Source organism: Brevundimonas sp., from assembly GCF_041648115.1.
Taxonomy (GTDB): Bacteria; Pseudomonadota; Alphaproteobacteria; order Caulobacterales; family Caulobacteraceae; genus Brevundimonas.
On the sequence record NZ_JBAZPR010000012.1, the window covers coordinates 93328 to 116341 of the forward strand.

At 66.4% G+C, this 23014-nt stretch carries 23 protein-coding genes and 1 pseudogene; 11 read left to right on the plus strand and 13 right to left on the minus strand.

Annotation, left to right across the window (positions count from 1 at the left end):
- Positions 1–8: 8 nt before the first annotated feature.
- Positions 9–665 carry an LON peptidase substrate-binding domain-containing protein gene (locus WC597_RS12480; RefSeq protein WP_159847730.1) on the minus strand — a complete coding sequence of 219 codons (657 nt, stop codon included), beginning with the start codon at positions 663–665 and terminating at the stop codon, positions 9–11.
- Positions 666–719: 54 nt separating this feature from the next.
- A complete protein-coding gene (locus tag WC597_RS12485; protein ID WP_372693618.1) occupies positions 720–1625 on the minus strand; it encodes a tetratricopeptide repeat protein in 906 nt (301 codons plus the stop codon).
- Positions 1626–1933: 308 nt separating this feature from the next.
- On the opposite strand from WC597_RS12485, the pseudogene WC597_RS12490 reads away from it, so the two are divergent.
- Positions 1934–2176 (plus strand): annotated as a pseudogene (locus WC597_RS12490) (nuclear transport factor 2 family protein); the annotation flags it as partial.
- 188 nt (positions 2177–2364) lie between these two features.
- Positions 2365–2676, plus strand: coding sequence for a hypothetical protein (locus tag WC597_RS12495; protein ID WP_372693676.1), 312 nt, complete (start codon positions 2365–2367; stop codon positions 2674–2676).
- Positions 2677–3224: 548 nt separating this feature from the next.
- Here the strand turns inward: WC597_RS12495 and WC597_RS12500 are convergent.
- Positions 3225–3749, minus strand: coding sequence for a prolyl-tRNA synthetase associated domain-containing protein (locus WC597_RS12500; protein ID WP_372693619.1), 525 nt, complete (start codon positions 3747–3749; stop codon positions 3225–3227).
- Positions 3750–3786: 37 nt separating this feature from the next.
- On the opposite strand from WC597_RS12500, the gene WC597_RS12505 reads away from it, so the two are divergent.
- Positions 3787–4554: a DUF6065 family protein gene (locus WC597_RS12505; RefSeq protein ID WP_372693620.1), complete on the plus strand. Its 768-nt coding sequence runs from the start codon at positions 3787–3789 to the stop codon at positions 4552–4554.
- Positions 4555–4608: 54 nt separating this feature from the next.
- Here the strand turns inward: WC597_RS12505 and WC597_RS12510 are convergent, their stop codons facing one another.
- From WC597_RS12510 to WC597_RS12535, 6 genes are all read right to left on the minus strand, one after another.
- A complete protein-coding gene (locus WC597_RS12510) occupies positions 4609–5181 on the minus strand; it encodes a hypothetical protein (protein ID WP_372693621.1) in 573 nt (190 codons plus the stop codon).
- A gap of 99 nt (positions 5182–5280) precedes the next feature.
- The gene (locus WC597_RS12515; RefSeq protein ID WP_372693622.1) at positions 5281–5913 is read right to left on the minus strand and encodes a LysE family translocator; all 633 of its coding nucleotides are present in this window, start codon (positions 5911–5913) and stop codon (positions 5281–5283) included.
- Between the two features lie 202 nt (positions 5914–6115).
- Positions 6116–6700 (minus strand): hypothetical protein, encoded by a 585-nt coding sequence (locus WC597_RS12520; protein WP_372693623.1) that lies wholly within the window; start codon positions 6698–6700, stop codon positions 6116–6118.
- 80 nt (positions 6701–6780) lie between these two features.
- The gene (locus WC597_RS12525; protein WP_372693624.1) at positions 6781–7239 is read right to left on the minus strand and encodes a translation initiation factor IF-2; all 459 of its coding nucleotides are present in this window, start codon (positions 7237–7239) and stop codon (positions 6781–6783) included.
- Positions 7240–7320: 81 nt separating this feature from the next.
- Positions 7321–8094 (minus strand): metallophosphoesterase, encoded by a 774-nt coding sequence (locus WC597_RS12530; RefSeq protein ID WP_372693625.1) that lies wholly within the window; start codon positions 8092–8094, stop codon positions 7321–7323.
- 14 nt (positions 8095–8108) lie between these two features.
- Positions 8109–8897 carry a nucleotidyltransferase family protein gene (locus WC597_RS12535; RefSeq protein ID WP_135194406.1) on the minus strand — a complete coding sequence of 263 codons (789 nt, stop codon included), beginning with the start codon at positions 8895–8897 and terminating at the stop codon, positions 8109–8111.
- A gap of 130 nt (positions 8898–9027) precedes the next feature.
- Between WC597_RS12535 and WC597_RS12540 the strand changes: the two genes are divergently transcribed.
- The 3 genes from WC597_RS12540 (at position 9028) to WC597_RS12550 (ending at position 13116) form a co-directional block, all read left to right on the plus strand.
- A complete protein-coding gene (locus WC597_RS12540; RefSeq protein ID WP_372693626.1) occupies positions 9028–11154 on the plus strand; it encodes a response regulator in 2127 nt (708 codons plus the stop codon).
- A gap of 183 nt (positions 11155–11337) precedes the next feature.
- Positions 11338–12387, plus strand: coding sequence for a ribonucleotide-diphosphate reductase subunit beta (locus WC597_RS12545; protein WP_372693627.1), 1050 nt, complete (start codon positions 11338–11340; stop codon positions 12385–12387).
- 93 nt (positions 12388–12480) lie between these two features.
- The gene (locus WC597_RS12550) at positions 12481–13116 is read left to right on the plus strand and encodes a glutathione S-transferase family protein (protein WP_372693628.1); all 636 of its coding nucleotides are present in this window, start codon (positions 12481–12483) and stop codon (positions 13114–13116) included.
- On the opposite strand, the gene WC597_RS12555 is transcribed toward WC597_RS12550, so the two are convergent.
- Entirely contained in the window at positions 13113–13613 is a 501-nt protein-coding gene (locus tag WC597_RS12555; RefSeq protein WP_372693629.1) for a hypothetical protein, read from the minus strand. The genes WC597_RS12550 and WC597_RS12555 overlap by 4 nt on opposite strands.
- 140 nt (positions 13614–13753) lie before the next feature.
- Here WC597_RS12555 and WC597_RS12560 point away from each other — a divergent pair, with 140 nt between their 5' ends.
- The gene (locus WC597_RS12560) at positions 13754–14017 is read left to right on the plus strand and encodes a hypothetical protein (protein ID WP_372693630.1); all 264 of its coding nucleotides are present in this window, start codon (positions 13754–13756) and stop codon (positions 14015–14017) included.
- 88 nt (positions 14018–14105) lie between these two features.
- Here the strand turns inward: WC597_RS12560 and WC597_RS12565 are convergent, their stop codons facing one another.
- The 3 genes from WC597_RS12565 to WC597_RS12575 form a co-directional block, all read right to left on the minus strand.
- Positions 14106–17435 carry an autotransporter domain-containing protein gene (locus WC597_RS12565; protein ID WP_372693631.1) on the minus strand — a complete coding sequence of 1110 codons (3330 nt, stop codon included), beginning with the start codon at positions 17433–17435 and terminating at the stop codon, positions 14106–14108.
- 162 nt (positions 17436–17597) lie between these two features.
- Complete coding sequence (locus WC597_RS12570; protein WP_372693632.1) at positions 17598–19073, minus strand: sensor histidine kinase; 1476 nt, start codon at positions 19071–19073, stop codon at positions 17598–17600.
- Positions 19070–19819: a TVP38/TMEM64 family protein gene (locus WC597_RS12575; RefSeq protein WP_372693633.1), complete on the minus strand. Its 750-nt coding sequence runs from the start codon at positions 19817–19819 to the stop codon at positions 19070–19072. Before WC597_RS12575 ends, WC597_RS12570 begins: the two co-directional genes overlap by 4 nt.
- Before the next feature lie 124 nt (positions 19820–19943).
- Between WC597_RS12575 and rpmH the strand changes: the two genes are divergently transcribed.
- From rpmH to yihA, 4 genes are read left to right on the plus strand one after another with little or no spacing between them, the layout of a single operon-like run.
- Positions 19944–20078, plus strand: coding sequence for a 50S ribosomal protein L34 (gene rpmH, locus WC597_RS12580; RefSeq protein WP_003164000.1), 135 nt, complete (start codon positions 19944–19946; stop codon positions 20076–20078).
- 32 nt (positions 20079–20110) lie between these two features.
- A complete protein-coding gene (gene rnpA / locus WC597_RS12585; protein ID WP_372693636.1) occupies positions 20111–20527 on the plus strand; it encodes a ribonuclease P protein component in 417 nt (138 codons plus the stop codon).
- A complete protein-coding gene (gene yidC / locus WC597_RS12590) occupies positions 20524–22320 on the plus strand; it encodes a membrane protein insertase YidC (RefSeq protein WP_372693638.1) in 1797 nt (598 codons plus the stop codon). Before rnpA ends, yidC begins: the two co-directional genes overlap by 4 nt.
- The gene (gene yihA, locus WC597_RS12595) at positions 22317–22970 is read left to right on the plus strand and encodes a ribosome biogenesis GTP-binding protein YihA/YsxC (protein WP_372693640.1); all 654 of its coding nucleotides are present in this window, start codon (positions 22317–22319) and stop codon (positions 22968–22970) included. Before yidC ends, yihA begins: the two co-directional genes overlap by 4 nt.
- Positions 22971–23014 lie beyond the last annotated feature (44 nt).

Below are 23014 nucleotides of genomic sequence, written 5' to 3' on the forward strand. Positions count from 1 at the left end.
GCATCGCGCTACTGCATGGACGGCGCGGCGTCGTCACCGGCGTCGGCGGCGTCGATGCGGAGCAGGGCGGTCAGGGCCTCGGCGCGGGGCATCAGGCCCATGGCCTCCAGCAGCGCCTGTTTCTCGGCCGGTTCGAACGGCAGGGCCATCGACAGGCTGTTGACCAGGGCCTCCATCGGCGCGCTCTCGGCCGTCTCCCAGTCGATGTCCAGCAGGCGGTGGGCCATATAGGCCCGCAGGGCGTCCAGAAAGGCTTCGCGGTCGAAGTCCGGCTCCTCGGGCGGAGACGCCAGATCGGATTCATAGGCCTCGAAGGCGGCGCGGATCTGGCGATACGGCGCCTTGGATGGCATCTCGGCGGCGATGCGGAACCGCGATACGCCGGTCAGGGTGATCAGATAGCGGCCATCCGAGGTCTCGGCGAAGCTGGTGATCCGGCCGGCGCAGCCGATCGGCGACAGGCTGGGCAGGGCAGGGGTTCCGCCATTGGGCTGAACCAGGCCGATGATCCGATCCCCCGCCATGGCGTCGTCCACCATGTTCAGATAGCGCGGCTCGAAGATGTTCAGCGGCAACTGCCCGCGCGGCAGCAGGATGGTCCCGCCCAGCGGGAACACCGGGATCACCTGCGGCAGGTCTAGCGCTCGAACATAGCCCTGGGGCATTATTTCTCCTTGGGCCTATCGCGCTTCGCGCTACTTGAGGCCCGCCTAATGAGCCTACGAAAACAGGATCGACGACAGGCGGCGCCGCCCGTCCTTGGCCACGTCGGAACTGACGCCCGCCGCTTCGAAGATGACCAGCAACTGCTTGCGCGCCGCCTGTTCGTTCCACTCGCGGTCGGCCTTGATGATGGACAGCAGATTGTCGACCGCGCCCTGGAAATCGCCGGCCGCGCTCTGGGCCTCCGCGAGATCGAACCGGGCCTGGTGATCGTTCGGATCGGCCGCGACCTTGGCTTCCAGTTCGGACGAAGCGCCTGACGGGGCTTTCGCCGCCAGGGCCAGTTGGGCGCGCACGCTCTGGACCGTCGGCTCCTTGGAGTCCTGCGGCGCCATGGCGATGGTTTGCAGCGCCTGTTCGTGGTCGCCGCCGCCCAGATAGACCCGCGCCATGCCGGCGATGGCCTTTTCGTTCTCGGGCTCTATCGACAGGACGTGGGCGAAAGCCTGGGCCGCGCCGCCGAAGTCGTTCAGACCCAGCGACTCCTCGCCCAGCTCCAGCAGTTGCGCCGTCTCGGTCGAGCCGCCCTGACCGCCGGTCAGCTTGTCGATGAAGGCCTTGATCTGGCTGTCGGGGATGGCGCCCTGGAAGCCATCGACCGGCTGACCATCGACGAAGGCGTAGACCGTCGGGATCGACTGCACCCGCAGCTGGCCCGCATAGGCCGGGTTGGCGTCCACATCGATCTTGACCATTTTCACCGCCCCCTTGGCGGCGCGCACGCCCTTCTCCAGCGCCGGTCCCAGGGTCCGGCACGGCCCGCACCAGGTCGCCCAGAAATCGACGATGACCGGCTGATGCTTCGACGCCTCGATCACGTCGGTCATGAAGGAGGCGTCGGTGCCTTCCTTGATCAGGTCGCCGGAGGTCTCGGGGTTCAGGGTCGGGTCGAGCAGGGTCATGGGCGAGGTCCGCGCAGAAAGATCAGTCAGGTTCAACGGTTCAGATGGCGTCGGGATGCGTCGGCATCAAGCGGCGAATTGGTCGCGCCGGGATTTCAGACGGTCGCTGCGAAAAACACCGTCTAATTCGTCTAATTCGTCCGAAATCACCCTTCGCTGCCCCCGCTTCTCGCCCTCGTTTGGGAGATGGGGCCTCGGTCGTGAGGTTCAAGCGGTCAAGGCCGCCGCGAGGATAATGGGCGGCGCAGCATCCGTTCGGGTCGCTCGACGTCTCCTATCCTCCGAGCCTGAGTTTCGAGTGAGAAGACATGATCATCATCGCGGCGATCCTTGCGGCATCCCTGGCAGGCGGGGCGACGGGTTCCGATCCTGCCGCGACGCCCGCCGCTGAGGTGGAACGGGCGGACGAGGCCTTCTGGGCCGCCCATAATGTCTGCGACCGTGATCGGATGGCGGACGCCTTTACCGAGGACGCGGAGTTCTATCACGACATCACGGGCCTGACGCGCGGGCGCGACGCCATCGTCGCCTCGCTGATGAATGGGCCGTGCGGGACGCCGGGCCAGCATCTGCGCCGCCAGGTCGTCGAAGGGACGGTCCAGGCCTTCCCGCTGGCGGACCAAACATCTTCCTCGTCGGCGACCATCAGTTCTACGTCAGGCAGGACGGCAAGGCCGAACACATCAGCGCCCACGCCCGGTTCGCCGATGTCTGGCGCCGGGAAGACGGGCGATGGCGGATGGCCCGCGTGGTCAGCTACGACCACGGCCCGCCGCCCTATGCCCCGCCGCCCGTCGATGCGGCGTTCGATGCAGCGAGGCTGCCGTCATTCGCGGGTCGGTATCGGTCGTCGGACTTCGGCGACGTGATCCTGTCGGTCGAGGGACAGGGCTTGCGGATGCAGTCCGGCAATCTGTCGCTGGCCCTCTTCCCGATCAGCGATGCACGCTTCGCCGCGACCGACCGGGATCTGCAGTTCGCCTTCGACGGCGACGTTGTTACCATCTTCGATGGCGGTCAGGCGGTGACGACGGCGCAAAGGCAACGCTAGGAGTCGATTTCCTTCGCGCCGGGGCCGGATCGCTGCGTCTAAAGCGCTGTACTTTCGATCGTTATTCCAACTTCGCGGTATCGAGCAAACGAGTCTTTCAACCCGCATTTACTTGGCATTTTCGAACGAAGGCCTCGTTCTGCAAGGAAACGGTGTTCCTCAGAGGTGAGTATCACCGGCCGCACGAATGTTCTGAGAGCCAAAAGCATTTGCTCGGGCGTTTCAGCCGCCCTTCTCAACTCGGGCATAAAGCATGAGACCGGGATGGAGTGATCATATTCCAGACCGATTGTAAGGCCCGAACGTCGTTGCTCCCGAGCAGCAACCGAGTGAGGGCGACTTTCGGCCAACTTCGGCCCGTGACGAAGCTCCCAAAGAAAATGAACAGCTTCTCTACGTACTCGACTGCCCGAGGCGTCGTTTGCGCCATGCGTATGAAGTCGTTCCAAAGCGGAGAATATCTCAGAGATAGCCCGAGCGACTTCGATTTCTGGCGGCAAAACAACGCTCCTCATCTGCTTCATACTATATGCGTTCTGAGGCTTGCTTCAGTCCAGCTTCCCGAAATCCACCACCACCGGCTCACGCACCAGCAACGCCAGCACCCGCCGGAACGCTCTCTGATCCAGCGCCGTCGTCGCCGTATTGGTCAGGGGATGGAAGTTGACGATGTCGGCGTCCCACAGGCGCCGGTCCAGGACGAAGGTCACGCGGTGGTCGATGTCGTTGATCAGGCCCAGGGCCGTGACCGAGCCGGGGCGGACGCCCAGCGTCTCCCACATCAGGGTCTCGTTTCCGAACGATAGGCGGCCCGACCCCATGACAGCGGCGGCGCGCTTCAGGTCGATGACCGTGTCCTGGCGGGCCGAGATCAGCCACAGGCGGCCTTTGTGATCCTTGAGGAACAGGTTCTTGGTGTGGGCGCCGGGCAGGTCGGCCTTGAGGTCCAGACCCTCCTCGACGCGGAAGACGGCCGGGTGGTCGTGGGTGACCTGATCCACGCCGTTCGCCTTCAGCCAGACGGTCAATGTCTCGCGGTCGAACGCCGGTGTGGGGGCAGGTTCGTCAGTCATGGTTGAGCCGTCGGGTTTCGGGCGTTAGGAAATGATCATGGTCGATACCGTGCAGACGCGCCCGCTGGAACTGGAATGCTATCCGATGACGGCGCGGCCGCCGGACCTCGTGCCCGGCCGCCAGTCGCGCAACTGGATGGACGCCTTCATCAGCCGCCACCCTTATCGCTGCTTGCCGCTGAACATGGCCAACACCACGGGGTGGGAGATCCTGTGCCCGTTCGGCTTCTCGGCCGAGTGGAACGGCGGCCCGCGTCAGGAAGACATCGTCATCACGCCGGACCGGCCCCAGCACGACCTGGACCATTTCGTCACCTCGCACTTCTCGCGCGGCGTCCTGACCATGCACCCGCAATATCTGTTCCGCACGCCGCCGGGCTGGGGGATGATGTGCTCGGGGTCGCCCAACCATGTGAAGGACGGGATCCAGCCCCTGGTCGGCCTGATCGAGACCGACTGGCTGCCCTTCCCCTTCACGATGAACTGGATCTTCACCCGGCCGGGTCGGATCGCCTTCGAGAAGGGCGAGCCCTTCTGCTTCATCAATCTGATCGAACATAAGAAGGTGGAGCAGTTCCAGCCGATCATCCGCACGCTGGAATCCAACCCGGTGATGAAGGGCCAGTTCGAGGCCTGGAACCGGTCGCGCACCGACTTCAATCAACGCCTCGGCAGCGGCGACCCCGATGCGGCCAAGGAGGCGTGGCAGCGGTTTTACTTCAAAGGCGAGGTGCCCGAGGATCTGGGCGCGGCGCCCGCGACCCATTCGAACAAGCGCCGGCTGAAGTCGCCGCGCGTGGGTTGATGCTTTGAATCTCTCCTCCCCATTCGCTGCGCGAACAGGGAGGAGACGACGCGTTCAAGCCGCCGGCCGCGTGACCTGCGAGCCCAGGTTCTGGACCACGTCGCGGGCGTCGAAGGCGTTAGGGTCGTTGGCGGGCTTGGGTCCACGGCCCATCACGATCTCGGCGTTGGCTTCGAAACGCTCGACCTGGCGAACATCGAAGTTGTTGACGCCCCACGGGCCGTAACGGTCCCACGGGCTCCAGAAGCCGCCGCGATGGTAGCGCCATGACGGACCCCAGTGGGGGCTGTAGAAGCTGTTGTAGCCCGAATAGAACGGATCGGGCGTGCCGACGAAGCGGGTGTCGCGGTCGGTGGCGCGATTGACGGTGGCGAACCAGTCGAAGCCGCTTTCGACCGTCAGTTCGGCCGAGCGCAGCAGCAGCGATTGCTCGACCTGCTCGCGCGACGTCAGCGAGTTGCCGGAGAAGGTGACCCGGAAACGGTTGTTTTCCAGACGCTGTTCGGCATAGCCGCCGCGCTGACCGTTGAAGCCGGCGGGCTGATACGGGGTGGCGGTGGCGCAGGCCGCCAGCACGAGGCCGGCGGCGACCGTCATCGCCAGGGTCTTCATTGGAAGGGCTTTCATGAAATCAAACTCCTTGATCGCCCATTCGGGCGCGCTGACGGCTGAACGGAGCATGAATGGCGGCGTTCCCGATCAATCTAAGGCGAAGCGTCGCGGCGTCTAGAGCCTGAGCAGGATAAGCACCGCCGCCGTCATCAGAAGGAGGCCGACGAAGATCCCGAATCCGCGCTTGAACCGGGGCTGCTGCATGCGACGCGACAGGGCCGCGCCGGACAGGGCGTAGGCGCTCATCGACATCATATCCATGCCGATCACGGCGACGGCGAAAAGGGCCAGCTGCGGCGCGACGGGCCGGTTCACGTCCACGAACGGCGGCAGGACGGCGGTGAAGAACAGGATGGCCTTGGGGTTGGCGATCTGGACGGCGAACCCGTTGATCAGGGCGCTGCGCCCCTTCTTGACGACGACGTGGTCAGGCTGGGCGGCGGTCGCGAAGGCGCCGCGCAGGGCCTTGATCCCCAGCCAGGCGACATAGAGGGCGCCCAGGACGGCGATCACCTTGAAGGCGGCGGGAAAGGCCTTGACCAGGGCGCCCAGACCCAGGGCCGCCGCGCCGAACCACACCAGGGTCGCCGCATTCATGCCCACCACGCCGACCAGGGCCGAGGCGCGCCCCTTTTCGACGCCGGTGGCGACGGCGAACAGATTGGCCGGCCCCGGCGTGATCGCCATCACCGCCATCACGCCGAGGAAGGTCGAATAGAGGTGCGGATCGACGGGCAGGGCGGACATGCGGCGCGATGTCGCTGCTCAGGTGGATCGGGTCAAGGGCGACCTGTGGTCTCCTCCCCATTTCATGGGGAGGTGGCGCGGCGCGCCTTCGCGCCGTGACGGAGGGGTTCTTTGACGCATCACTGGCGTCTGTGGGACTTCAAGAGCCCCTCCACCACGCTTCGCGCGGTCCCCCTCTCCGCTTCGCAGGGAGGAGACGGTGCTAAGCCGTCGGACGTTCCGGGGCTTCGGGCGCTTGCGGCGGCTCGGGCGCTTCGGGCGCTTCGACGCCCACGTCAACGACGTCTGCGGCGGCCTGGTCCAGAGCGTATTGGGCGACCAGGCTGTAGGTTTCCATCTGCTCGGGGGTCGGATTGGTCCAGGCGCTGTTCTGGGCGATGCCGTTCGCGGTGACGACGCCCTTGTGCATGCCGTCCTCGATCGCCTGTTTGACTTCGGGGTCGTTCATGGCGTCGGCGATCAGGGCGTCGACATCGATGTCCTTCAGGGCTTCGGCCGCCATTTCCGTGGCGTGTTTCGTCGTCTCGGCGGTGAAGGCGGCGACGTCGGGCGCATATTCGGACCAAAGGGCGGCGATGCGCTGGCCGCGCACGGCCTCGCTCAGGCTCCGGTCTTCGGAGATGGCCTCGGCGCGTTTGCCGAAGGCCTCCATCCGAGCCTCGAAGGCGTTCGAGGCGATTTCCAGCCGGGCTTCAGCGGATTCAGGGACGGGCGCCCTGTCCTGCGCGAGCGCCGAGGACAGGGGAGCGAGAGCCAGGGCGGCGGTCAGGCTGAGCAGGCGGATCATGGGAGGGCTCCCGTTGAATGACCCGTGCAAACTCGACCCTGCGCCGCCCCGTCTCAAGTGAAATCGCGGTAAGGCGCGGCTTACTGCGGTTGAGCCGGCGCTGCGGCAGCCGGCGCGGCGGCGGCCTGTTCGACCTCGGCGCGCACCTTGGCGGGGATGCCCTGGATCTGCGCCGCGACGGCGGCCATCTGATCGGCGGGCGCGCCCTGGGTCACGGCGAAGGCTTGAAGCTCCTTGGCGAAGGCGTCGACTTCAGGTTGATAGCGCGCCTGGAGGGCGTCGAGATCGGTCTTGGCCTTGGCCTTGTCTGTCTGGGCGGCGGCGGCCTGCATTTCGTTGGACATGGTCTCCATCTTCTCGCCGAAGGCTTCGCCCTTGGCTTCGAAAGCGGCCGCTTCCGGGCTTTCCGCGTCTTCAGCCGGCGCAGGCGCTGCGGCGGGAGCGGGCGCCGCCTGGGGCGCAGGCGTTTGGCCGGCGGCGAAGGCCGGATTGGTCAGGGCCAGGGCGGCGACGGCCGCGACGGAAGACAGAAGACGCATGGGAAACTCCGAAACAGGCCGCTGCGCGACCAGAGATAAGGCTAAAGTATCCGCCCTGGACGGCACACTCCTACACCCGGATCAGATTTCAAAGACCCGATAGGGCGTGTCGCCCAAGGTCCGCAGCACGGGCAGGGCGACGTTATAGACCGGCACCCCCTTGTTGGTGCGCCCCTCCGGCCCGCCGCGATGGGCGTGCCCATGCACGACCAGGCTGACGTTGTCGTAGCGGTCGATGGTCTCGGCTAAACGCGACGAGCCCAGAAAGGCGTGGATCTCGGGCGGTTCGCCCATCACCGTCTCGACGACGGGCGCATAGTGGAGCAGCACCACCGAGCGTTCGGTGCGCAGCATGCGGATCGAATTCTCGATCAGATTGGCGTCCTCGACCGCCTCCTGCACGAAGCGCTTGACCGAGGCCTCGCCGAACGAACTGAGCATGTAGCGTCCGAAGCCGCCGACGAACCCCTTGCCGCCCGCAAAGCCGACGCCGTCGATCTCATAGGCCTCGCCGGTCAACATCTTGACCCCGGCGTCGGTCAGCATCCTAGTGACCACCTCCGGCTGGCCGCACTCGTGCTCATGATTGCCCAGGACGCCGACCATGGGGATGGTGCACAGCTTCAGGTCTTCCAGCAGCCGCTCGACCTCGGGCGTCTTGCCGTAGTTGGTCAGGTCGCCGCACAGGCACAGCACGTCCGCATCGTCCGACACCCGTTCGAACAGGTCGCGATAGCTGTGCTCGGTGGCCTCGCCCACATGCAGGTCGCCGACGGCGGCGACGCGCATCTTCTTGGCGGGGCCAGGCTCCAGGCCGGGCTGGGTGGTCTGCGGGTCGGGGGTGGAATCGGTCATGGCGGCCGGTCCTCTCAGTGGCCCAGGTTGACGGGGTCGTGGCGTTCCTCCAGCCCCTTGCCGACCACGTCGCCAAAGCCCCATTCGGCGACGTCGGCGACATAGTCGCGCGGACTGAACAGGCGACCGCGGCACACCTTCACACGCGGCGCGGGCAGGTCGATCTGGGCCGTCAGCCGCTCGACCAGCTCCTCCATCAGCCAGCGCGGGATCCGGTCGCGCTCGGTCGGATAGGCGAAGCGGAAGTTCAGCAGATGGGCGGCCAGCACCTCCCAATAGAGGTCCATCTGATCCAGCAGGCTCTTCCAGTCGATGGCGTCGGACTGTTTCAGGATGACGTGGTTCACGTCGGCCCCGTCATAGCGATAGCGGTCCTGGATGAAGACCTTGGACAGGATCAGGGCCGTCGGCGGAGTGATCTGGACCTGATGGCCATAGACGGTGATCCGGTCCTCGCTGAACCAGCTGTCGGAGACGGCGATGGTGCCGTTCGACATGGCGAAGATGACGTCGAAGAAGTGTTTCTCGTCCTTCCAGACCTTGGCGATCCAGCGCTCGTCCTCGACGTCGGTGCGGTAGCCGTGCTTCTGGAAGAAGGCCAGGATGCGGGGATAGTCGCCGGGCTTGCAGAAGACGTCCAGGTCCTTGGTCGGGCGGCGGATGCCCGTATAGGCCGTGACCGCATAGGTGCCCGACAGCAGGAAGGGGATGCCGCTTTCCTTCAGCAGGCGCAGGCTTTCCTCGTAGAAGGCCAGGGCGTCCGCAGGCGGTTCGAACGTCGGTTCGGCGATCACGTCTGACATCGGTTCGGGCCTTTCCTGCGAGGGCAAGGAAACGGCGACGCTGAACGGCGGTTCCGCAATTCTACCTAGTCCCACCGCTACGGGATCCTTAACTCCTGCATGTCACTGTTCCGTCATGGGATTGAAGTGGGTGAACGCAGAAGGCGGGCGCTGGCGGTTCTTCCGCCATGAGGCCGGCAGGGCGGCAGGACCGCCCCCTTACGCCTATGTCGCGCTGTTCGTCCTGTGCCTGGCGGTGGGTCAGTGGAGCATGAACACCTTCGGCGCCACCGTCCTGTGGCCCGCGAACGCCGTGCTTCTGGCCGCTGTGCTGCAACTTCATCGCCGCCCGGCTGTCGCCGTCATGGCCGCCTGCGCCGCCATCAATCTGATCGGCAACATGGTGCGGGGCGGCCCCGTCGTGATGATGTTCACCAATGTCGCCCTGAACATGACCCAGGTGGTCGTCGCCGTCCTTTTGGCGCGTCGCTTCTGTGGCGCCGCGCTGGATATGCGCCGGCCCTGGCGCCTGTTCCGTTTCGCCGTCTTCGCCGCCGCGCCTGCGGTCCTGCTCAGCACCCTGCTGGCGGGCGGCGTCGCCATCCTGATCAGTTGGAGGGTGCCGGGTACGCTGGGCTTCCGCATGCACCACCTGTTCGACATGGAGATGCTGGCGATGATGATCGTCACGCCGTCCCTGTTGCTGCTGGCTCGCAACCACCGTTTCCGCGACGACGCCCAGGCGACGTTGACCGAGGCCGCCGCCCTGCTGGCGTTGGTCGGTGGCGTCAGCCTGTGGGTCTTCTCCCAGTCCTCGGCCCCGATCATGTTTGCGATCTTCCCGCCCATGATCCTGCTGGCCTTCCGCCTGTGTCCCCCGACAACGGCGGGTGCGGTGGTGATGGTCGCCGCGATCGGCGGGGCCGCGACACTGGGCGGTCATGGGCCGATCGTCCTGACCCGTCTGACGCCGGACCCCGTTCTGGACGCCCTGCCTGCGGTGATGCGCCAGATGAACGTCTTTCATCTGTTCCTGCTGTCGGTCGTCGGCACGGCCCTGCCCATCACCACCCTGTCCACCGAGCGCCGTCGCCTGGTCGAGCGGCTGAAGGCGCGCACCGAGGCGGCCGTGTCCGCACGTCACCGCGCCGAGACCGCCCGCGCCGCCAAGGGTCGTTTCCTGGCCATGATGAGCCACGAGATGCGCACCCCCCTGACCGGCATCACCGGCTATGCGGATCTGTTGTCGCGGCGCGCGTGCATGGACGAAGAGGGCCTGCGCCAGGTCGACGCCGTTCGGCACTGTGGCGAGACCATGCTGCGTCTGGTCGAGGATCTGCTTGAGGTGTCGCGCGGCGGGGCCGAGGTGACGCTCAAGGCCAGCGACGTGCGCCAGATGATCGACGAGGCGATCGCGCCCTCTCGCGAATGGGCCGCCATCAAGGGGCTGGAGTTCGCCCTCACCATCGCGCCCGAGGCCGAGGGCCAGGTGATGATCGACGCCCGGCGTCTGCGCCAGTCCGTGCATCACCTGGTGAACAACGCCGTCAAATTCACCTGGCGCGGCGGCGTGACCGTCGTCGTGGACCGGATCGAGGACAGTCTGTCCATCGTCGTGTCCGACACCGGCTGCGGCATGGACGAACAGACCCGCGCCGGCGTCTTCGGCGTGTTCGAACAGGGAGACGCCACCACCAGTCGGGCCCACGAAGGCGCCGGCGTCGGCCTGGCTCTGGCCAAGAACCATATCGCCTGCCTGGGCGGCGCCGTCGTGGTCGAAAGCACGCAATGGGGCGGCTCGACCTTCACCTTGACGATCCCCGCGCCGGTGGTCGAGGCCGTCGAGGGCGAGGAGAGCGTGCCGCTGCAAAGCCGCCGCACGCGCATCCTGATCGTCGACGATCATCCGGCCAATCGCGACCTGCTGCGGATCATGCTCCAGGCTGCCGATTGCGAGACCGCAGAGGCGGCGGACGGCGAACAGGCGCTGGCGGTGCTGGCGGTTCAGTCCTTCGATCTGGTGCTGATGGATATCCGCATGCCGGTGATGGACGGCATCGCCGCGACGCGCGCCATTCGGACGCTGGAAGCCCCCGTCTGCGACGTGCCGGTTCTCGCCGTCACCGCCGAGGCCATGCCCGAGGACGCCGCCCGCTGCATCGCCGCTGGCATGGACGGCCATCTGGCCAAGCCCGTCACCCAGGCCAAACTCTATGCCGCCATCGAGGCCGTGTTCGACGCGGTCGCCGAGCGCCAGGCCGACGCCCAGGCCGCTTGAGGCGCAAGCGTGGCTGGAGGATGTGAATTCGTCCCCAGCTCCCTCCCCAGAATCCTGAGGCAAATCTACCAGATATAGCGTATGTCAGAAAATGTGACGCAACATAGACCAAATTCGACTTGGCGCCGGGGTTCGAGAGTCGCATGGTGAACGCCTCTCCGGAATCGCTTCAGGTCCAGTTCGATGAACGCCATCACCCCGATCATCCTTCCCGAACGCGCCGGTCTGCTGACCCCGTCCGCCGCCTACAAGCCGTTCCGCTATCCGTGGGCGTTCGACATGTGGAAGAAGCAGCAGCAGGTCCACTGGATGCCCGAAGAGGTGCCGCTGGGCGAGGACATCAAGGACTGGGCCTCCACGCTGAACGACGGCGAACGCAACCTGCTGACCCAGATTTTCCGCTTCTTCACCCAGGCGGATATCGAGGTGCAGGATAACTACATGGAACGCTACGGCCGGGTCTTCAAACCGACCGAGGTGAAGATGATGCTGGCCGCCTTCGGCAATATGGAGACCATCCATATCGCGGCCTACGCCCTGCTGCTCGAAACCATCGGCATGCCCGAGAGCGAGTTCGGGTCCTTCATGGAATACGAGGCCATGCGGGACAAGCACGACTATATGGGCAAGTTCGGGGTCGATTCCGACGCCGACATCTGCCGGACCCTGGCCATGTTCGGCGGCTTCTCCGAAGGTGTTCAGCTGTTCGCGTCGTTCGCCATGCTGATGAACTTCCCGCGTCAGAACAAGATGAAGGGCATGGGCCAGATCGTGTCCTGGTCGGTGCGCGACGAAAGCCTGCACTGCGAAGGCATCATCAAGCTGTACCATGCCTTCAACAAGGAGACGGGCGCGGTCACCAAGTCGGTCGCCGACGACATCGTCGACTGCTGCAAGACGGTGGTGAACATGGAGGACAAGTTTATCGACCTGGCCTTCGAGATGGGCTCGGTCCAGGGCATGACCCCCGAGGACATCAAGCAATATATCCGCTTCATCGCGGACTGGCGCCTGCGTCAGCTGAAGCTGCCGGAAGTCTATGGGGTGACGGAAAACCCGCTGCCCTGGCTGCAATCCCTGCTGTCGGGCGTCGAACACGCCAACTTCTTCGAGGCTCGCGCCACCGAATATTCCAAGGCGGCGACGCAAGGCGAATGGCATGGCGTGGACGGCGTCTGGGGCGAGTTTGATCGCATGATGGCGCGGCGCGACATGAGTTTGGTCGCGGGCTGACCGGCCTCAAGCAGCAAAGCGATAGGCCAATGGAATAGTCGGCCTCAAGCAGCGCGAAGCGCGGTAGGCACGGGAAAAATGGGAGAGCGCGCCATGACCGACGAGATCGTCTTCTACACCAACCCCATGTCTCGCGGACGGATCGTCCGCTGGATGCTGGAGGAGGTCGGTCAGCCGTATCGCACCGTCGTGGTCGATTATGCGGCGATGAAGTCGCCCGACTATCTGGCGATCAATCCGATGGGCAAGGTACCGGCCATCGCCCATCGCGGGATCGTCGTGACCGAATGCGCGGCCATCTGCGCCTATCTGGCCGACGCCTTCCCTGACGCCCGTCTGGCCCCTGCGACGGATGATCCTTTGCGGGGCCTCTATTACCGCTGGATGTTCTTCGCCGCCGGTCCCGTCGAGGCGGCGGTCACAGCCAAGTCGCTGGGTCAGCTGCCGCCGGCCGAGAAGTCCGCCATGGTCGGCTACGGCTCCTTCGACCAGGTCGTCGATGGCCTGGAGCATGCGTTGGACAAGAGCCCGTGGCTGCTGGGCGATCGGTTCACCGCCGCCGACGTCTATGTCGGCAGCCAGATCGCCTGGGGCCTGATGTTCAAGAGCCTGCCCGCCCGACCGGCCTTCCAGACCTATGTCGAGCGGATCGCGTCGCGACCGGCTGCGGTGCGCGCCAGGGCCATCGACGACGCCCTGATCGCCGAGGCGAAGGCGAGCGAAGCCTAGCGCCCCAACGGCGCCGGCGTCCCGCAGGCTGAGCGCACGCCGGACCGGCACAGCCGCACCTGTTCCTGCCAGGCGGCGTAGTCACGGTCGTACTGGTCCTGGGCCGCACGGGTGGCCAGGGTGGCGGTTCGGGCCTGTTCCTCGATCTGGCGCACCTCGATCTGATGGCGGGCCAAGGCGGCGTCATAGTCGAGACGCGCGGCCTCGTCGGCCTTGTCGGCCAGGGCGTTTTGGGCCGCGATCTCGTCATTCAGGGCGCGGGTGGTGCGCAGCTCCTCTTCAGTCTGCTGATCGTCGCTCGCGCGGTGGTAGGCCTCGCCCCGTGCCATAAGCAGGGCGTCTCGGCTGTTAGGATCCGCCGGATCGGGCAGGGTGCGCTGATCGCGATAGGGATCGGGCGCTGCGTAGGGGGCGGCCGGGGTCGTCTGCGCCTGGACCGCGCCGGTCAGCGCCACAGCTGTCAGCATGACGACACAAAGGGAAGGGCGAACGATCATGGGCTTGTCTCCTGAGGGCTAGAGCTTGGCCATAAGCTGTCATGCAGCACAACGCCGCAGCCACGAAAAGGTGGCGCAAGACCCAGCTTCACGGCATGGTCGGATTCCTCCCAAACCGTTTCCGCACGCGAGAAGACTAGATGATCCTCAGCACCTCATCCGGTGACTTCCCCATCCCCGCCGATGTCGCGCGCCAGTTGCCGAACGTGCCGGCCCTGCCGGACACCGCCGCCTCGGACGCCAGACTGCAGATCGAGGATTTCCGCCACTGGCTGGACGCCTCGCCTGAACACGCCATCGACTACGAGCGGCTGCGGCGCTGGCACCTGGTCCAGGACGAGCTGGCGGCCCAGGCCAAGGCCGAGAACCGGCCGTTCGTGGTGTCGGACGACGGGCTGGAATAGGTCGGCGTTGAAGACCGTCTGATCGCCAGCAGGCATGAAAAAGGGCTCCGGCGCGAACGCCGGAGCCCTTTGACGTTCTGGCGTATGCTTAGAACTTGAACGCCACCGTGGCGCGGTAGGACTGATAGTCGATGTCCTGACGCTCGATCATCGAGGAGGCCTCCAGCGAGACGGTGGTGCGTTCGTCGCCGATGGTCACGCCGCCGGAGATTTCGCCCCAGGTCGTGTCGCGGCTGGCGCCCAGGAAGGTGGCGGGCGTGCCGCCGGCCGCTGCGAAGACCGCGCGCACGTCGTCGCGGCTGTTGGTGAAGTCGGTCACGGCGCGCACGCTCAGCGCCGGCTTGACGGAGAAGCCACCGACCTTGGTCGCGCCCGAGACCCGCAGGCCCAGGAAGCCCTGGACCGAGGTGCTGGTCTGTTCGTCCACACGCAGTGCGGCGGCCGAGCCGGTCTCGGCATAGCCGTCGACCTTCACGCGATAGGCGTTGACGCCGAAGCTGGGCGTCACGGTCACGCCACGCGTATCGACGCGGTCGCCGATTTCGACGCCGCCGAAGAAGACATCGCCTTCGGTGTCGCCGTCGGCGCGCAGGCCGCCGCCGACCGCCGTATTGCGGCGCGTCTCGATGTCCAGCCAGCCATAGCCGAGGTGACCGCCCAGGAAGCCGCGATCGGCGATGTCCAGCGACGCATAGGCGCTGGCCTGGATCTGTTTGGTGTCGGCGCGCGACAGGGCGCCGGCGTATTCGGCCTTGCCTTTGGAATAGCCCAGAGCGCCGCCCAGGGTCAGGTCGTCGACCGTGCGTTCGACGCCGCCCGCGAAATACCAGCTGTCCTGCTGGTCCTCGCCCGAGCCGATCACGGAACCGCGCAGGTTCCGCGCCTTGCCGTCGGTTGCGCCGGCTGTCAGGAAGGCTGAGACGCCCTCTTTCCACCCGTTGGACCAACGGTTGCGGGCCGATCCTTCGTCCTGGGCTGCCGCCATGGCCGCAGCCGCGATCGGGGCCAGATCGTCGGACAAGGCCGCGACCTCGACGCCGCGACCGATCAGAGCCAGCCCGCCCGTCGCGCCGGTGCGGCGCAAGGCGATGCGGTCGCCGATGGCGGACTGAAGCGTTTCGGTCTGCACCGCGCCCAGCTTGACGGCTGAGCGCGAGCTATAGGGCGCCAGGCTTTCCAGCGCCGCGCCCAGAACCGGTCCCTCCAGAACATCGACCGTGCCATAGACGCTGCTCAGCGCGGCATAGCTGCCGGGGCGAGCGCGATCCAGCAGGGCGCCGACCGCCTGTTGCGACGGCGAGTTGGCGTCGATGACGGTGGAGAAGGACGCCGCGTCGATGGTCAGCAGCACGCTGTTGGCGGTGTATCCCAGCGTCGGGAACAGCACGCCCGGCAGGTCGGTCGCGGAGGTGAAGCGGCCCGAGATGCCGCCTTCCGCCGTCAGCACCGTATAGGCCTGGCCGAACTGGACCGGACCCAGGGGATTGACGCCCAGGAAGCCGCCGATCGACGCCTGGCCGCGCGTGCCCTGGGCCGCGTCGGCGCGGACGATCAGCCGGTCGGCCTGCGCCCCGTTCACATCGATGATCAGGCGCGAACCCGAGGTCAGGACCAGATCACCGAGAATGGTCAGGTCGCCCACGGCGTTCTGACCGCCCGGCGCAATGGTGCCCAGAATGGAGGTCAGCACGGTCGGATCGATCACGCCCTTGCCACTGAGCATGCCGCCCATCAGCAGCATCTCGAAGGTGTTCAGCCGGCCATCGACGTTCAGTTGTCCGGCCGTGACCGTGGTGTCGATCAGATTGGTCAACGTGCCGGTCGAGGTCACGTCCAGGATGGCGCCGCTGGTCCCGATGGTCAGGCGATCCACGGTCGCGGCACGGTTCAGGGTGGTGCGACCAGCGGTCGTCAGGCTGACGTCGTAATAGGCCGGACGGGTTCCGCCCGGAACGCCGGCGACGTTGTTGGGCACGAAGTTGGTCGAGCCGGGGCCGCCGGCGACGAACTCGAACGGCGCCGTCGCGCCAGGCGCCTGCACTAGGGCGGCGGGCGCGGCCAGGTCGCCGTCGGCGGTCCCCGCCGTACCGGTGGTCAGATCGGCGGTCAGGTCGTCGCGAGTGACATGGCCGACATTGCTTTCGCTGGAGGAGCCGCCTGCCGCCGGAGCAGCGGCCGTCTCGGTCCCGCCCTGACTGTTGTTATAGTCGGCCAGGTTCTTGGCGCTCTCGCAGTCGGCGTTGAAGCAGACGGCGCCGAACTCGCCGCCCTGTCCGCCCACGCCGGCGGCCGGCGTGCCGGGAAGGCCGGTGGTCAGTTGTCCGCCCGACACGACCTTGTAGTTGGGGTCCATCATCTGGGTCCAGCGCGTGGCGTCGAACCAGTCGCCGTCGCCCGCCTTTGCCTGCACATATTTGTACGGGTTGTTGGCGACGATATAGTCCCAGAAGAGATAGAGCGGCTGATAGCCGGCCGTCGTGCCATAGCTGGCCTGAGGCTGGGCGCCGAAATAGCGGGTGCCCAGCGACAGCACGCCGGCGATCACCGGCTGCGAGAAGGCGCGATCCAGGATCAGGGCGCCGCCCGAATCGCCTTGGGCCGTGATGCCTTCACCCGGCAGGGCCACGTCGTTGCCGAAGATGTTGAAGTCAAACTGGTTGGCGCGCGCCGGATCGTCGAAGTCCACCAGATAGAGGTTCTGGCCCAGGCCGCGCTGGCTGCCGTCGCCGAACAGGAACAGGTTGACGTCGTCGATCGAGGCCAGGGCGCCGATCATGTTCTCGCCCGCGCGACGGCGGAAATCGACGCCTGCCGATTGACCGGTCGTGCCGGTGCCCGAACGGCCATAGCCGCCGATGGTGACGTGCAGGTTCTCGGTTCCCGTCAGCGGGCTGAACAGCATGGCCCAGGTCGGCACGCCGCGCGCGGCGGTGTCCAGAACGCCCATGGCGACGTCGGCTTCGTAGAAGTTGCCCGCCGGCTCCAGCAGCGAGCGCTGGTCGTAGAAGACGTGGCTGAGATTATAGGTCTGGTCGGCGACGCTGCTGCGTCCGGTGCCCAGCCAGTTGATCAGGCCCGCGCGGGCATCGCCCTTGAAGCCGACGGCGATGGGCGTGCCGCCCGAGGCGCGGCCGTAGGTCGCCTGTCCCTGAGTGTTCACGCAGTGGGCGGCGAAGATGATGGTGCGCGGATTGATCAGGGTGCCGGTGCAGACGCCGCCGCCCAGCGCACCGAAGTCGCTGTAGATGATGCCGATGCCGTTGACCGCATTGGGGGCGGCCAGGGTCGGCGCCGTGTTGCGGTTCAGATTGTTGTTGGGCACCTCGGCCAAGGCCGCGCCGGCGACCAGGCCGGCGGCCACGCCCAATGCGGAACTTGTGGAAAGCCAACGGCTCTTGCGAGCGGACGAACGCGTCATTTTTTATGTTTCCCCTACAGACTGTCCCACAAGGTGACACGAGCGAAGGAGAGAAAGAAGCCAAAGAATGCGCGCTTTTTTGACACATTTCGACAAGATGGCAGAGTGTGACCTGAAAGCCCCGAGTTGAGCGTTCTTATGGTCAAGGTTGTTCGGGCCGTCCTAGCCGAGAAGACGCAGCTCGAACACGGCGCCGCCTACGCCGTCGGATTCGACCAAGCGAAGATCGCCGCCGTTCAGGGCGGCCAGTTCGCGCGAGATGGTCAGGCCCAGGCCCGAGCCGTCGGAGGCTTTGGAGCTGACGAAGGGTTCGAACAACCGCTCCGCCAGGCGCGGTGGAATGCCGGGCCCGTCGTCGGCGATGCGGACGACGCAGAATCCGCCCTCGCCGAAGGCGCTGACCGTGATCGCGCCCTTGCCGCGCCGCTCTGGTGCGCGGCCGGGATCGGCCTCGATGGCTTGGCGAGCGTTGCGCATCAGATTGACCAGGATGCGATACAGCTGGTCCGGGTCGGCCTCGACGGCGAAGCGCGGCGGCAGCTGTTTGATCAGGGCCACGCCCTCCGGCTCCAGCCCCGCATCCTCGGCCGCCAGGGTCAGGGCTTTGGTCAGGACCACGCGCGTCTTCTGGGCGGCAGGCTCTTCGCTGCGGCCGTATTCCAGCACATTGCGCGACAGATTGGCGGCGCGGCTGAGCGCGCGCTCCAGTCGGGGCAGGGCCTTGGCCACCTGGGGGTCGGCCGAGGTCGCCAGCCGTTCCGACGCCATCTGGGCCGAGGTCAGCATGTTGCGCAGGTCGTGGTTGATCTTGGCCACGGCCTCTCCCAGGGCGACCAGACGGGCGCGCGAGCGCAGCGAATGGCGCACCTCTTCCTGCATCCGGCTGAGCTCGCGCTCGACCCGGCCGATCTCGTCGTGCCGGTCGGACGGCGCCTCGGCCTCGCTTTCGGGATCGGCGGCGAACCGTTCCATGGAGCGGGTGACACGGCGCAGGGGACGCAGCACCAGGAGCGCCAGACCGCCATAGAGAAGGGCACCCGCCGTCAGGGACACCAATAGAGAGACGATCAGGCTGTTCAGCAGGAAGGTCTTCAGCTCCAGTTTCAACGGCTGGGCCGGGGTGACGATCTCGATGAAGTCGCCCGAGCGATAGCGCGGCTTGGCCTGGACGCGCAGCGAGCGGTCGGGGTGGCCGAACAGGGTGCGCCAGGGGTCGGTCAGCCGCGACCAGCTGTCCTGCTGCCTCAGGTCGATCAGTTCGGGCGCGCGGGGCAGGTTGGGGGCCTGGAGCAGCAGGCGGCGCACCCCCTGTTCGGTCAGGGCCACGGCCTGGACCCCGCCGATCCGCATCAGCTCGGCGGCGGTGTCGTCCTCGACCGCGCTGTAGGGCAGGGCCTCGACCCCGACGGAAGCCAGTTCGGCGGCCTGCAGCCGGTCGCGCAGCCAGCGCTCGTGGAAGGCCGCCAGGTTCGGTCCCATGATCAGCGCCTCGACCGCCAGGGTGAAGGCGACTGTCAGCAGCAAAAGCCGCGCCGACAGACCGTCGGGGGCGCGGGGCGTCAGGCGTTCGCGCCACAGCGTCGCCTGTTCCGGCGACAGGTTCAGCCGCGTGGCGATCCGGTCGAACAGGGCGCTCATGCCGACGCACCTGCGTTACGCCGCGCGCGGACCATCTGGAACAGCTTGATGCCGATGGGCAGCAGCAGGGACAGGAAGACCACCCCCATCAGCGGCCAGAAGAACTGCTGCAGCAGCATGGGCAGGTCCGGCCGCACGCCGGCCCGCAGCAGGTCGCCCAGCTGGGATCCGATCCAGGTGTAGATGAAGGTGGAGGGCAACAGGCCGATGAAGGTGGCGATCACATAGGGTCTCAGCGGCACCGCCATCATCCCCGCCGTGGCGTTGACCAGGACGAAGGGCACGCTGGGGATCACGCGCAGGGTGAACAGGGTGGTGAAGGCGTTGCGGTCGATCCCCTTGGCCAGCCGATCCATGAAACCGGCGTCGGCCTCGAACTTGGCGCGCAGCCAGGCGCCGATCGCGGTGCGATAGACATAATAGATGACGACCGAGCCGATCGTGGCCCCCGTCGACTGGGCCAGGGCGCCGACATAGGGTCCGAACATCATGCCCCCCAGCAGGGTCAGGAAGACCGGCCCAGGGATGGTCGAGGCGGTCGCCAGGGCGTAGACGGCGATGAAGGCGGCCAGCGCGATCCACCAGTGCTCGCGCGCATAGGCCTGAAGGTTCAGCCCGTGCTCGCGGATCAGGTCCATCGACAGATAGCGGTTCCAGCCCAGGGCGAAGAAGGCGACCACCAGGCCGGCGATGGCCGCGAGCGGCAGCAGCCGCAGGCCCCATTCCTTCGCCGTTCGTTTCGCCATCCGTTTCATCGTCCCGAAATGCCGTCCGAGCGTTGACTCACGCGGACATGCGACTTATACGCCCGCCCTTCCTGCGACGGACGCTCTTGCCCCGCCGCCCAACCTTTAACGTCAGGAGCCGACCGTGAAGCGGACCTATCAGCCGTCGCGACTCGTGCGCAAGCGCCGTCACGGCTTCCGCAGCCGGATGGCCACCAAGAACGGCCAGAAGATTGTTGCGCGCCGTCGCGCCAAGGGCCGCAAGCGCCTGACGGCGTAAGCGGCTTTCAGCGTCCGGAATCTTTTGGACGCATGAGCGACCTTTTACAGATCAAACGTCTGATGCGGCGGCCCCAGTTTCTGGCGGCCGCCAAAGGCGTTTCCGAGGCCCGCGGCGCCGTGGTGATCCAGCGTCTGGAGCGCGGCGACGGTTCGACGCACATCGGCCTGGGATTCACCGCCACGAAAAAGGTCGGCGGCGCGGTGGTTCGCAACCGCGCCAAACGCCGTCTGCGCGAGGCTGCGCGGGCCATGTTGGCCCAGCACGGCGTGCCCGGCAGCGACTATGTCTTCATCGCCCGCATGGGCACGACCGAGCGTGCGTGGGACCGTCTGCTTGACGACGTGAAATCGACGCTTACAAGGCTGGCGACACCGCGACATGATCGGGGGGCAGACAAGCCCTCGCACGCCCGCGCCCCATCCGGCCAGGACCGCCAGAATCCATGAAAAACGAGAACACGCGCAACACGATCATCTTCATCGTGTGCTCGGCCCTGATCATGGGTATCTATTATTTCGCCGTGCTGCGTCCGCAGGCCGAGCGTCGCGCGGTGCACCAGCAGGCCCAGGCCGAGCAGTCGCAGACCGCCGACAACGCCGCCCGCACGGCGCTCAGCCCCCAGGGGCCGACCTTCGTCACCGACCGCAGCCAGGCGCTGAGCACCGCCGCGCGGGTGCCGATCCAGTCCGGCACGCTGAAGGGGTCGCTGTCGCTTCAGGGCGGCCGCATCGACGACCTGTTCCTGACCGACTATCGCGAGGTCCAGGACAAGCCCCAGCCGGTCGAGCTGTTCCGCCCGCAGGGGATGCAGAACGCCTATTTCGCCCAGTTCGGCTGGACCGGCCCCAACGTCGCCGGCGGCGTGCCCGGACCCAACACCGTCTGGCGTTTGACCAATGGTTCGACCCTGACGCCGACCACGCCGATCACCCTGACCTGGGATAACGGCCAGGGTCTGCGCTTCACCCGCGTGATGTCGGTCGACGACAGATATGTCTTCTCGGTTCAGGACACGGTCCAGAACCTGGGCACGCAAGCGATCACCATCGCCCCCTACGGCAGCGTCCAGCGCCAGGGCGTCCCGCCCGCAGCCGGGTCGTCGCACATCGTCCACGAGGGCGCGATCGGCACCTTCGGCAAGCCGGGCGGCTACCGCACCGAGCAGAAGAAGTACAAGGACTGGCTGAAGGAACCCCGTATCGAGAACGCCTCGACCGGCGGCTGGCTGGGCATCACCGACAAATACTGGCTGGCGGCCCTGCTGCCCCAGCAGGACGAGGCGGTCGAAACCGAATTCCGCGTGCGCGAGATCAACGGCGGCCAGCAGCTGGAAGCCAATGTCCTGGGCACGACCCGCACCGTCCAGCCGGGCGCAACCGCGACCGAGACCCAGCGCCTGTTCGCCGGGGTCAAGCGCGCCGAGGTGCTGAAGTCCTATGAGGAAAGCCTGGGCCTGCCGCGCTTCGTCTATGCGATCGACTGGGGCATGTTCTGGTTCCTGACGCGCCCGATCTTCTGGATCCTGGAAAACGTCTATGGCCTGGTCGGCAGTTTCGGCATCGCCATTCTGGCCCTGACCGTCATCGTCAAGCTGGTGATGTTCCCGCTGGCCAACAACGCCTACGCCAGCATGTCCAAGATGCGGAACCTCCAGCCCAAGATGGAGGAGATCAAGAAGAAGTTCAAAGACGACCCGCAGAAGCAGCAGCAGGAGACGATGGCCCTGTACCAGAAGGAAAAGATCAATCCGGTCGCGGGTTGCCTTCCTCTGGTGCTCCAGATCCCCGTCTTCTACGCCCTGTACAAGGTGCTGACGGTCACCATCGAAATGCGCCACCAGCCCTTCCTCGGCTTCATCAACGACCTGTCGGCGCGCGATCCGTCGTCGATCTGGAACCTGTTCGGCCTGATCCCGTGGGATCCGTCCATGGCGCCGCTGATCGGCGGCCTGCTGGCCGGCCCGCTGCACCTGGGCCTGCTGGCCATCGCCTACGGCCTGACCATGTGGTTGCAGACGGCGATGAACCCGCCGGCGACCGATCCGATCCAGCGTCAGATCTTCCAGTTCATGCCGCTGCTGTTCACCTTCATCATGGCGCCGTTCGCGGCCGGCCTGCTGATCTACTGGGCCTGGTCCAACGTCCTGACCATCCTGCAGCAGTATGTCATCATGCACCGCTACAAGGCCGAGAACCCGATCGATACGTTCTTCGCCCGGTTCAAGAAGTCACCAGCGTGATCGACGAAACCGAGTTCACGCCCGAGGAAATCGAGGCCGCGCGGGTCCTGTTCGCGCGGCCCGCCACCTTCATCATGGGCGCGGCCAAGATCGAGCAGCTGCCCGAGCCGAACCTGCCCGAGATCGCCTTCGCCGGCCGCTCCAACGTCGGCAAGTCCAGCCTGATCAACGGTCTGGTCGGCATGCACAAGCTGGCCCGCGCCTCGAACGAGCCGGGCCGGACGCGCGAGGTCAACTTCTTCGACCTGGACGGCCGGATGCGTCTGGTCGACCTGCCAGGCTATGGCTGGGCCAAGGCGTCCAAGACCACGGTCAAGAAGTTCCAGGATCTGGGCCGCGACTATCTGCGCGGCCGGGTGACGCTGAAGCGGGTCTATCTGCTGATCGACAGCCGTCACGGTTTGAAGTCGGTGGACAAGGAGGCGCTGGACGCCCTGGACCTGGCCGCCGTCAGCTATCAGATCGTCCTGACCAAGGCCGACAAGCTGAAGAAGGGCGAGGGCAAGGTCGTTCAGGAAGCCACGCTGAAGGCCATCTCCAAACGCCCCGCCGCCTTCCCCGTGGTGCTGCTGACGTCGTCGGAAAAGGGCCTGGGCCTGCCCGAACTGCGCGCCGAGATCATGCGCACGACCGGCGCGACGCTGGACTAATCGAACCCGCCGTCACCCTCGGGCTCGACCCGAGGGCCGGATGT